General features: G+C 54.1%; 9 protein-coding genes. 7 read left to right on the forward strand and 2 right to left on the reverse strand.

Annotated elements, in window-relative coordinates:
• Positions 1 to 160 precede the first annotated feature (160 nt).
• A complete protein-coding gene (locus VFE46_01895; GenBank protein HZZ26732.1) occupies positions 161 to 1,405 on the reverse strand; it encodes a hypothetical protein in 1,245 nt (414 codons plus the stop codon).
• 200 nt (positions 1,406 to 1,605) lie between these two features.
• Between VFE46_01895 and VFE46_01900 the strand changes: the two genes are divergently transcribed.
• From VFE46_01900 to tkt, 7 genes are all read left to right on the forward strand, one after another.
• Positions 1,606 to 2,436, forward strand: coding sequence for a hypothetical protein (locus tag VFE46_01900; protein HZZ26733.1), 831 nt, complete (start codon positions 1,606 to 1,608; stop codon positions 2,434 to 2,436).
• 263 nt (positions 2,437 to 2,699) lie between these two features.
• Positions 2,700 to 3,320, forward strand: coding sequence for an FHA domain-containing protein (locus tag VFE46_01905; GenBank protein ID HZZ26734.1), 621 nt, complete (start codon positions 2,700 to 2,702; stop codon positions 3,318 to 3,320).
• A gap of 97 nt (positions 3,321 to 3,417) precedes the next feature.
• Positions 3,418 to 5,538, forward strand: coding sequence for a serine/threonine-protein kinase (locus VFE46_01910; GenBank protein ID HZZ26735.1), 2,121 nt, complete (start codon positions 3,418 to 3,420; stop codon positions 5,536 to 5,538).
• 9 nt (positions 5,539 to 5,547) lie between these two features.
• Positions 5,548 to 6,480 carry a hypothetical protein gene (locus VFE46_01915; GenBank protein ID HZZ26736.1) on the forward strand — a complete coding sequence of 311 codons (933 nt, stop codon included), beginning with the start codon at positions 5,548 to 5,550 and terminating at the stop codon, positions 6,478 to 6,480.
• Positions 6,481 to 6,537: 57 nt separating this feature from the next.
• A complete protein-coding gene (locus VFE46_01920) occupies positions 6,538 to 7,176 on the forward strand; it encodes a sigma-70 family RNA polymerase sigma factor (protein ID HZZ26737.1) in 639 nt (212 codons plus the stop codon).
• Between the two features lie 37 nt (positions 7,177 to 7,213).
• Positions 7,214 to 7,633, forward strand: coding sequence for a hypothetical protein (locus tag VFE46_01925; GenBank protein HZZ26738.1), 420 nt, complete (start codon positions 7,214 to 7,216; stop codon positions 7,631 to 7,633).
• A gap of 245 nt (positions 7,634 to 7,878) precedes the next feature.
• Positions 7,879 to 9,981, forward strand: coding sequence for a transketolase (gene tkt, locus VFE46_01930; protein ID HZZ26739.1), 2,103 nt, complete (start codon positions 7,879 to 7,881; stop codon positions 9,979 to 9,981).
• A gap of 20 nt (positions 9,982 to 10,001) precedes the next feature.
• On the opposite strand, the gene VFE46_01935 is transcribed toward tkt, so the two are convergent.
• Positions 10,002 to 10,796 (reverse strand): alpha/beta fold hydrolase, encoded by a 795-nt coding sequence (locus VFE46_01935; protein HZZ26740.1) that lies wholly within the window; start codon positions 10,794 to 10,796, stop codon positions 10,002 to 10,004.
• Positions 10,797 to 10,919: the final 123 nt, after the last annotated feature.

Consider the following 10,919-nt stretch of genomic DNA (forward strand, 5'->3'; position numbering starts at 1 on the left):
GCTCCGCGATGGTGCCCAGCGAACCACCGACAAACTTTGGCAACTCTGCGGCAAAGTACTCGATCTATTCACCGAAAGCGAATGCCGCAACTACCTCCAACACTGTGGATACCGCTACAATTAACCGACGACGGCACTAGCCCTCGGCGATATTTAGTATTCACTTGTCATTGGTCTTTGTTCGCAACTGCGTCGACGAGACATCTTCGCGAAATTCGCTGATAGAGACTTCATCGCACAGTTTTCGCAGCGGCTCGGGCAATTCCAAATCGCGGCAGGATTGAAAAGCTTGATCAACCAAGCGGCCGAACACCAAAAACCGGCAGCCGCGCTGGGCAATGCGAGCGATCGCCAATTCTGTCGCCGACAGATCATTTCCGTAATAGCATGGTTGGCCGATTCGCAGCATAGTGTCTGCCCCTACCACAAAGGTGGCACCGGGAAATAATTGCGATTTTTCCTCGAACGTAGGCGCACAGGTCAGCCACAGCGGTAATTGTTTCTCCGTAAATTGTGCAACCCGCTGTGCAATTTCTGTGTAGTCCAGAGGCGGTTTGTCGACGTTTTCGATCGACAATTCAAACTCCACAGGCAGGCCAAGCCGGGTGGCGGCAATTTCCGCCATCCGTAAATGTCCGGAATGGAGCGGATTGAATGCGCCGGAAAAAATGATGCGGGGAGCTTTATTAGATTCAGCAGTTGCGTTTTGGTGGTTCAGCGGAGGGAGAGGTCCTGTGGCCGTGGAATATGGTTGAACTATCCTTGTTTTTCCCAACAATAAATCTTGCCATTCCTGCGACGCGCTGGCGTGCGTCGATTCAATTTTCTCCTCATTGACCAGCTGTAGCGACAAGCGTTCGGGAATGCCAAATGCTTCGGCAATGCCATTCAGCACTATCTGAACGGTAATCTTTTCCTCATCCCAACGGGCGCGGCAGCCTTTGGTAAGTTCCAACGAATAAGTCGCGGTTACCGCCGCAGTTTGCATGGCAACATGAATCCGGTGTGGCCCACGCTTGGGCCGATCGCTGGCCAAACTGGCCGTGCAAGAAATGCCGACTGGCAAGCCAATTGGATTGGCGCCGGCCGAGATTAATCTATCCGCCGGCAATGTGGGTACATTTTCTGTCCTCAACTGCAAATGCCGGGCGCGTTGAAATGCCGCCATGGCCATCATTCGGGCGGTTCGAGCAGAGCAAAAATGCTCCGGTCGGGCATGCAGAAATTCCACCAGCGAAGCCGCGGAGTACGGAACAATTGCCTCTAATACCGTCCGCGAACCACCGGGCTGTATCAATAAATCGCTAATTGCACCGCTGCCGCCTCCGGTGACCACCAGGACAAGTTGGCCGGGGCCGGCATGGATGCGGCGAATAAGTTCTTCAGTCGACAACGGATTGGGCATAACAGCCTCCGTTGAGATTGTAACACATGGTGCGGCAAGGGGTTGAGCAGCGTCGTTTATCTACGGCCGATGACGAACCCATGCAGACCAACTTAAAAAAACAAAAACTCTTCCAAGATTTCCTGATCATCAGCGAAGAACCCCCATGGCAAGCGAAGTTTCGCCGCTTGCATTCAGCTCTTTTTCTGGAGGGTACTACCATGTTGCGCCGTGTTTTGTTTTGGGGAATCGCTGGAGCCGCAGTGGCCTTTTTGATTTTCGGCAAGCATTTACACAGTTACGTCGGCACGGCAGCCGGTTGGGTTCAAGATTCTGTCAAGCAGGCGGTGCCCATGGAATTTGAAATTGACCGGGCCCGCAACATGGTAAAAGACATCATGCCGGAAATCCGCAAGAACATGCAGATTATTGCTAAGGAAGAGGTGGAAGTGGAGCGGCTGAGCCAGGAAATCGACCAGTTGAGCAAAAAGCAGGAGAAGGACCGCACCGATTTGACTTCACTCCGCGACGACTTGACCAATGGCGGCAGCACGTTCAAATTTGCCGGACGCACTTTTAACGTCGATCAAGTCAAAGGCGACTTGGCAAACCGACTGGAGCGATACAAAACTTCTGACGCCACGCTGGCCAGTTTGCATGCGATGCAAGAGGCTCGCCAGAAGAGCCTGGATGCCGCTCGGCAAAAGCTGGACGAAATGCTCGCTCAGAAACGTCAACTAGAAGTCGACGTGGAAAACTTAGAAGCGCGGTTGAAGATGGTGGAAGTCGCGCAAACGAGCAGCAACTATAACTTTGACAATAGCGAGTTAGGACACTGCAAAGATTTAATCGGCGATTTGCGTACACGAATTGCCGTCGAAGAAAAAATGGTCAATGCGGAAGGATCACTGCAGGGAGAAATTCCTGTCGATCAACCGGCAAATGCCACCGACAACATCGCTCAGCGGGTGACGGAGTATCTCGATGGTCCCGCGACTACGGATCACTCCACCAACGACGTGAAGGTGGCCGAAGTTAGCGTTCATAAGTAGCCGAGAATGCAGGGGCATTGCCGCCAGGAAATGCCTCTGGAGAATTCGTTGGTTGCCACGGTCAATCCATTGTTCTCCGGAGGCAAGCGTGCCGCCGGCTAAAGAAAGGTGTCTTCCTCGATAACTCCGCATCGTATGCTGGCTGTTTGCCCCTGTTCCATTGTTTCGGTTCCGATTACGCTGACATGATACGCCCCTTGAATAGCGACTGGAATCCAGAGCGGCCATTTTGGTGGCCACTGGTCGTACGTTGGAGAGATGCAGTGAACGGGTCGACTAAAATGCCCGATCGTTTGATGTTGTGGGTGGATGCGGTCGGCAGTTATTTGGTCTGCCAGAAAAACGAAGTAGCGTTGGGTCAGCCCGCCACCAGCGGCGCGGCGCCCGATGTGCCCATATTGGGCGATTTGTCACGGCGGCAGGCTGTGATTCGCCGCGAAGGAGAAACCTATACCATTGAAGCCGTACGGCCCGTGAACGTTGACGGAAAAGCTGTGACTAGCACAGCACCGTTATGGGACGGGAGTACGATAGAATTAGGAAGCGCGGTGCGGTTGCGGTTTCGTCGACCACATCCGCTTAGCGCTACGGCCCGGTTGGAGTTTGTCAGTCCGCATCGGACTCAACCTTCAACCAACGGTGTGTTACTGATGGCCGAAGCGTGCATTATGGGTCCAGGGGCCACCAGCCATGTCGTTACACCACAATGGCAGCATGAGATAGTGCTTTTCCGCCAGGCTGAAAAATTGTGTTGCCGCACGTCGGCAAATATTACCGTCGATGGAACGAAGTACACGGCAGGACGCTGCACGTTGAAGCCAGGCTCCCGTGTGGAAGGAGAAGAGTTTGCATTTTCGTTAGAGCCGCTGAAACAATCGTGTTGACATCGTGGTATTAGCAAAAGTTGTTCGGGCTTGTGATAATAAAGAATCCTTTGATCTGGCTGGTCGCTAATTGCAGGGCGCTGGCCACCTTTCGGTCATGAATCTCCAAGCCACTCAACCGCACGCAAGCAAACCCGCCGACGGTAGTGATGCGCCTAGTGCGCCAAACGCTGCGACAGGCCGCTTTGCCTATGCCAGCGGCTCTCGGCCATTGCCCGGTTATACCCTCAAGCGCGGGATTGGGCATGGCGGTTTCGGCGAAGTGTATTACGCCACGAGCGATGCCGGCAAAGAAGTTGCCCTGAAGTTCATTCGCCGAAATTGGGATATTGAACTTCGCGGTGTCACGCAATGTCTGAATCTCAAGCACCCCAATTTGCTGTCGTTGTACGATGTCAAGCAGGATGCCCAGGGCGATAACTGGGTGGTCATGGAGTTGATGTCCGGCGAATCGCTGGAAGAAGTGCTGGCCCAGCATCCCAATGGCTTACCGCTTTCTGAGGCGTTGGCCTGGATTCATGGCATTGCCGCGGGCGTAGCCTATCTGCACGATCACGGTATTGTGCACCGTGACTTAAAGCCCGGCAATATTTTTGTTGACGAGGGAATTGTCAAAATCGGCGACTACGGTTTGTCGAAATTCATGTCGTGCAGCCGGCGCAGCGGGCAAACCGGCAGCGTAGGCACGGTGCATTACATGGCGCCGGAAATCGCCAACGGCCGCTATGGAAAAGAGATCGACATCTACGCTTTGGGCATTATTTTGTACGAAATGCTCACGGGCCATGTGCCGTTTGAGGGCGAAAGCGTCGGCGAAATTTTGATGAAGCATCTAACGGCCGAGCCCGATGTGAGCCGCTTGGACGAGCCGTATCGGACGATCATCTCGCGGACGTTGGCCAAAGATCTGCAGCAGCGATTTAATACAGTAACGGAATTAATCAACATGCTGCCGCCGGTTCCCCCCGGCGCCATTCTCACGGCTGGAGCGCGCTTTGCGGGTCCGACAGTAGCGATAGGAAACCGCTCGGGCGCGAATGTGGTGGTGGGGGCTGGGGGAACAAGTGCGCAGTCTGCTGGTTTTTCCTTAGCGTCAGAAATTACTGCGGCGAAAAATGCCCGGGCTGCGCCGGCCGAGGATGCTAATAAGCCGAAGCCTGCGGTCAGCGACGATCCCATTTATCGTTGGACTCACGATGCGGCTGCCTGGTGGGAACGAAAGAATTTCAAGCCTTGGCAAAAGCTATTAGTTTTGGCGGCGGTGTTGTTTATGGTGTTCAATCTTACCGAAGCATCGGTAATGCTCTTCCATCCGACCGGCGAAAGAATCAATGTCGGCCATCTTGTCATCATTGCACTAGTGTGTTATTGGATTTATCGAAGAGTTCAGGCGAAAAAAGCTGCTGGAAATTCAGTCAATCAATCCGCGCCACCAATCGCCCCGGCGGGTGCCGTTCCCAACCAACCCAGCGCTGCTGCTCCCGCAGGTACCATACAACAACCGCTGCCGGTAAATTATCCGCTGCGCGAAAGTCCCACCCGGCGAAGATGGCGGAAGTTTTCCGATGCGCCGCTCTATCAACCGGGACCGCCGCGCGAGCGCTTCACACAGCTTGTCGGATCGTTACTGCTTTCTGCATTGGTATGCGCCGTCGTGAGTCTGGTAGTAATGATTTTGCGCGGTGAAACGCCCGATCCAGTAGCATACTCGTGGCTGGCATCGTCGGCGGTTTTGGGATCGTGGGCGGTGTTAATTGCCGCCAAATTCTGGGAAGGCACTCGCGGCGATCCAGTGCTGCGCCGCTTCGTCATGCTGATGATCGGGCTGGCATTCTCCGTAGTGTCGTATGGAATGGCAACTTGGCTGGCGCTGCCGCTACATTACGAATCCAGGTTTGGCGACATTCCCGCCCTCGGTTTGGAGAACAATTTTTTCGATAGCGTCGGCTCTCCCCGATTGGTTGCATTTTTAGCATATTTTGCCTTTCTATTTGTGTTTGTGCGCTGGTGGCGATTAGCTGATCCGTTGCGGAGCACACGACTGAGCATTTGGCACACCGCGGTGACATTGTTTTGTTCATTTTTGATCGGTCTTTTCTGGCCGTTCCCGCAACCCTGGGGATGGATGTTAACGGTTACTATTGCCATTGCGGTGCAACTGGCCAGTCCCTGGCTTACCCCCGCCGAGCGCGCCCAACTGCCGCGTCCGGCCGTGTGAGGTTGATCCATGCAGCACGTACCCGTAATTCCATTATGGCCAAAAATGTTGCTGATCATCGTCGGAATTTTCCTTGTCGTAATTCTTATTAAGTCGCTGCATCTGGCGATTTTTGCTTTGTTTCATCCGCATGCACTGGGCCTATTTGCCTTTGTGGCCGTGTTGTTGTTGGCATTTGTGGGATTGTTTGCAGTCAGGAGCCAACGATCGGCGCCGTTCGCCGTCCAAGCGCCGCCGGTCCCAGGTGTGAATTCGCCTAATATTGTGGTTGCTACGCCCAACAACGTGTTCATGGACAATGTCCACGGACAAATGATGGTGGCAAATGCGCCACAGGCGGAGGAGCGCAATGCAGCGTCTACTCACCAAGGAAAAAAGACAAATGAACCATTGACGGACGCGGGCGACCGCTCGAGCGGCATGGAACCGACGTCAACGGATGAATCGGACTCCGCAAAGAATGTCCCGCCAAAATGGACGAACAAGCGTTCCTACAAGCAAGAGGATTCTCAATTGTATGTGGTTCACCTGAGCGCCGAAGACACCACTTCTTCGGGGCGTGATGGGTTGCTCGACGCACAGATGCTGTTAGCCGCTCAGCAATACATTGACGAAAAGCTGTATCCTGGTGAAGAAGTTTCCAAAATCATCCACTTGGACGCCAACTATTTGCACGACAATTGCGTCAAGCATACATTTCCGTCTGGCGACAATATGGTGATTGGCAAAGATTACTACGCTCAGTTGGAATTTGGCAAAGATTTTCGCGCCGAAGTGGATCGTCGGTATCGCCAAATCGTGTCATGGTCTCATCTGCAGCAGCTGGGAAACCTTTCTATCGCTGGTTTAGCAATCCTGGGCGGTTTGTATATTTATCTACGAACCACGGCAGCGAAGCTGAAGGCGAACTCAGAACTTGAAGTACAGCCTTCAAAGACATAAACTTGCGGTCGCAATTGCGGATTATCGACGGATTACAGACCACTGGCGATGGTTGCTATGGCTGCTGCTGAGGCGGTGCTGATTGAGCAAATTCGCGCCGGAAACGATGCGGCGTGGAACGAACTGATTGCGCGGTTCGAAGGTCGGCTGTTGGCATTCGTAGAAAGCCGGCTGCGACGCCGTGACGCCGCCGAGGACGTGGTGCAAGAAACGCTGATCGGTTTTCTCACCAGCTTGCCGAATTACGATCCGACTCGTTCGTTGGAAAGCTACCTGTTCTCCATCGCCGCCCATAAGCTAACCGACTATTTGCGGCGCGAAGGGCGCCGACCGGCTCTGCCGCTCTCCACCGTCGAATCAAGCAGCGGCGGTTGGAATTTGCCCGGGAAAGATCGCCCGGCGAGTTCGATCATGCGAAGCGGTGAACGGAAGGAACTGGAAGGGGCGGGTTTGGCCGCTGCCATGCGCGAACAAATCGAGCGTTGGCGCAGCCGCGGCGAATGGTGGAAAATTTGCTGCGCCGAACTGCTGTTTGTGCGCGGCTCGGCCAACAAAGATGTGGCCGCCAAGTTGGATTTGTCCGAACAGCAAGTGGCCAATCAAAAATTCGATTTTTTAGCTAGATTGCGAACACTGCTGGAGCACCAGCATCTTTCCACAGACGTGTTTCCAGAGCTTGCGGAAGGGTCGACATGAATCGCTGTTATTGCAGATAAGTATTCAAAGTACAGGCATGTATTCTCAAGCTGATCTAATTGCCTACCTCGACGAAGCGCTGCCTGCTGAAACCATGGCCGCCATCGAAGATGCCTTGCGCAGCGATTCGCGCCTCATGACGCAACTAACGGAAATCATCGGCCGTCGTGATTCGGGCGTTCATTCCCTAGGCGAAATCTGGCGGCGCTATCGTCTCAGTTGCCCAAGCCGTGAACAATTGGGCAGCCATCTATTGGGCATTTTGTCGGAGCAAGAAACTGCCTACATTGGCTTTCACATCGAAATGATTGGCTGCCGCTGCTGTCAGGCCAATTTGGACGATTTGAAAATGCAGCAAGCTTCCGCCGCCGATCGGGCTGCCTCCGATCGCACCTCCCAGCGCCGGAAAAAATACTTTCAATCGAGCGCCGGCCACCTGCGAACTGCAAAGGGCTAACCCGGATTCTGGTGATTGACGTTGGCTGCGCGAAGTGGCTACACTAAACGGTTTTGAGGGCAAAACGGCCTAGATTTTTGATGTTTTCCACGGCCAGGAAAGGATCAATTTCGCTGCTACACTTGTATGGATCAAAATGCCCGCCCCAGCTTCAACGGTGAAGCTTGTATCTGGAAACAATTGATAATCGATCAAAACGCCTAATTGCTCCCAAACTCAAAACACAAATTCAGGCATCATTTCCTATGTCCACAACCACTGAAAATACTTCCTCCACAAACAGTACATCGAACATTGACACCGCCAATCTCGATTTGCTGACCATTAACACGATTCGCACGCTGGCGATGGATGGCGTGCAAAAAGCCAATAGCGGCCATCCTGGCACTCCCATGGCGCTGGCGCCGGTTGCTTACACCTTGTGGCAGCATGTGTTGCGATACGATCCGGAAAATCCCGATTGGCCCAACCGTGATCGATTTGTGCTTTCCTGCGGCCACGCTTCCATGTTGTTGTATTCGCTGTTGCATTTAGCAGGCGTGCAGCAATTGGATGAACATGGCCAGCCGACCGGCGAGTTGGCCGTCTCGCTCGACCAACTCAAACAATTTCGTCAACTGCACAGTCGCACGCCGGGTCATCCGGAAGCGGTCGATACTAGCGGCGTGGAAACAACCACCGGACCGCTCGGGCAAGGCTGTGGCAACAGCGTGGGCATGGCGATTGCCTCGCGCTGGCTGGCGGCGCATTTCAACCAGCCCGATTTTGAGTTGTTCGATTTCAACATTTTCACATTGTGCAGTGACGGCGATTTGATGGAGGGCGTTTCCAACGAAGCCGCTTCGATTGCCGGCCACCTCAAGCTTTCCAACCTGTGCTGGATATACGACGATAATCACATCACGATCGAAGGCAACACCGAGATTGCTTATACCGACGATGTGGCCACCCGCTTCAAGGGTTTGGGCTGGAACGTGATTCGCTGCCCCGACGCCAACGACACGGAGGCCTTGCTGAAAGCTTACAAAAAATTTCTCCGCACTAAAGATAAACCTACCATGATTATCGTCCGCAGCCACATTGGCTACGGTTCACCTCATAAGCAAGATTCCAGCAAAGCGCACGGCGAACCGTTGGGCGCCGACGAGATTCGTCTCACCAAAGAGGCTTATGGCTGGCCCCCCGATGCGCAATTTTTGGTGCCGGACGAAGCCCGACAAAACTTTCAGTCTGGCGTCGCTGTCCGTGGCAAAAAGCTGCATAAAAAGTGGCAAGCAAAATTCAAAAAATACGCCAAGCAATATCCCGAGTTGGCCGCGCAGTGGCAAGCCATGGATCGCCGCGAATTGCCCGCTGGCTGGGATGCCGACATTCCGACGTTCGCGCCTGACGCCAAAGGTTTGGCCACACGGGTTTCCGGTGGTAAAGTGCTCAATGCATTGGCGCAACGTGTGCCGTGGCTGTTAGGCGGCGCTGCCGATTTGGCTCCTTCCACGATGACGCTGCAAACGTTTGAAGGCTCGTCAGCCTTCGAACCTAATAATTACGGCGGACGCAATTTTCATTTTGGCATCCGCGAGCATGGCATGGCAGCAGCACTCAACGGCATGGCCCTTTCCAAGCTGCGGCCGTACGGTGCTACGTTTTTCTGCTTTTTTGACTATTGCAAACCGTCGTTTCGCCTAAGCGCGGTGGGCCACCTGCCGACCATCTACATTTTCACGCACGATTCCATCGGTCTGGGTGAAGATGGCCCGACCCATCAACCCATCGAGCATTTGGCAGCAATCCGCGCTGTGCCCCGAGCTGTTACCATTCGTCCCGGCGATGCTAACGAGGCAGCCGAATCGTGGCGCACATTGATGAGCATCAAAGATCGCCCTGTTGCGCTGATTCTCACGCGGCAGAATTTGCCGACGCTCGATCGCACCAAATACGCCCAGGCTAGCGGTTTAGCGAAGGGTGCGTACACGCTGATTGATCCTCCCGCTGGTAAGCCACAGGTCATTTTGATCGGCACGGGCAGCGAAGTTTCGATTTGCGTGACGGCGTATGATCAACTCGCCGCGCAAGGCATTACGGCCCGAGTGGTCAGTATGCCCTCGTGGGAACTTTTTGAAATGCAGGACGAGACATACCGGCATAGCGTGTTGCCGGCAGATGTAACTGCCCGGGTGGCGTGTGAAGCAGGCATCCGCCAAGGCTGGGACCGCTATATCGGCACTTCCGGCCGCTTTGTTGGCATGGACAGCTACGGCGCCAGCGCCCCCGGACCGGCTTGCTACAAAAACTTCAACATCACACCGGAGCACGTTGTGGAAGAAGCCAAGGCGGCCATTGGCATTTAGGTTGCTTTGCCTGCAGCCAGCTACTTTTTGTCAGTTTGATTCAATAGCTCTTCCAAATATTGCTTCCAGACGACGGCGTGGGTGTGGGTGCCGTGGCCGCGGGTTTCGGAGCTTTCGGGAATGACAACCGCTTTGCCGTGCGGCACCCGTTTGATTTCGCGTTCCAAGATGCCGACATCGGGCGGGTTAATTAAATCGTCGGCGGAATTGACGGCCACCAGCGGCGCTTTAATTTTCTCCAGTTTTGGACCGGGATTGTAATTACTAGAGCTTTCAAAGGCGTACAGCACATCGTTGGCATCGTGCCGACTAGGAAACTCTTTGACGTAGTCGTCCATGATTTTATCTGCTTGCTTGGCAGTGGGAGCTTCCTGATAGCGGACCAGCGGGTTGCTGCTCATCAAGAACATTAGTTCGCTCACCCAGCGCAAACTGTAAGGCTGCTGAGCGTATTCGCCATTTTTCCAATCGGGATCGCTGCGAATGGCATCGCTGACCATTTTTCGCCACATCCGATTGCGGCCCGAAATTTCCGCCGGCAAACTGGCCAGCGGCATTAGCGCATCCATAAAGTCGGGATATTGTTCGCCCCATAGCCAGGTATGCATGCCGCCCATCGACGTGCCCAAGACCAACCGCAGGTGATTGACCTTCAGGCCATTGGTCACAAATTGATGCTCAGCCTCGACCATGTCCGAATAATCGTAGCTGGAAAACTTGGCGTGCAAACCATCGCTGGGTTTGCTGGAGCCGCCGTGGCCAATGTCGTCAGGCAGAATGATGTAAAACTTTTCCGCATCTAGAGCGCTCTTCATCTAGCTCTAGCGCCATGCCGGCAAATTAGTTAAGCTACGCAGCAACTTGAACAAGGAGGTTGCTGTGGCACCGTATTCGAGGGAGTTTCGTCGAGACGTACTTGCCGCCTGTGATACGGGTGA

The organism is Pirellulales bacterium, from assembly GCA_035656635.1.
GTDB lineage: Bacteria > Planctomycetota > Planctomycetia > Pirellulales > JADZDJ01 > DATJYL01.